We start from the raw sequence: 609 nt of genomic DNA on the forward strand, positions 1-609 counted from the left end.
TCTGATATGAAACGGCCCGTCAAGGCTTTGCAGCCACACCGGCCCGAATGCTGATGGTTTGGTGCCGTTTTTCCTGTGTGTCCTCCTGGCCTATGAGCAGGAGAGATCGACCTGACGGGTCAAGACGGAGCGCCCGCAGCGTAGCGAGGGCGAACGGTCTTGAGGCGCCGGGGAGATCTCTCCACACTCGGCAGCCGGGTGGAGGACGCGCGAGGTGGGGGTGGTGGATCAGGGCGGGGTCGTGGCCTTCGCCACTGCCATTCTGATATTCGCGTGTCGAGATCGCATGTCTGCTGTGCGCAGGACGGGGCCCCTCACTTGAGACGAGCGTTGGGTAGCTCAAAGCGTTCTTGTGGACCGAACGCCGCAAAGTGTCCAAGGTCGGCACCGTCACCCTGCACCACAACGCCTACGAAGTGGGCCACGAGCTGGCCGGCCGCTACGTCGAGCTGGCCTTCGACCCCTTATGGCGAGATTGCCATAAGGGGTCTTATGCCGACCCGGGCGTTATCTCGAGTGGACTACCTGCCGGCATGGACAGAGTGGAGCAAGCTCGGCAATAGTCGCGATAACGCTATAGCTTCTCGCGCCTGGTAGTGGTCCGATGAC

The 609-nt window shown here is 62.1% G+C and carries 1 protein-coding gene; it reads left to right on the forward strand.

The annotated features are described in order from the left end of the window. Nucleotides 1–350 precede the first annotated feature (350 nt). Nucleotides 351–563, forward strand: coding sequence for a hypothetical protein (locus ACFLIM_RS50305; protein ID WP_393178057.1), 213 nt, complete (start codon nt 351–353; stop codon nt 561–563). Nucleotides 564–609 lie beyond the last annotated feature (46 nt).

The organism is Nonomuraea marmarensis, from assembly GCF_043197025.1.
In the GTDB taxonomy this organism is placed as follows: Bacteria; Actinomycetota; Actinomycetes; order Streptosporangiales; family Streptosporangiaceae; genus Nonomuraea; species Nonomuraea marmarensis.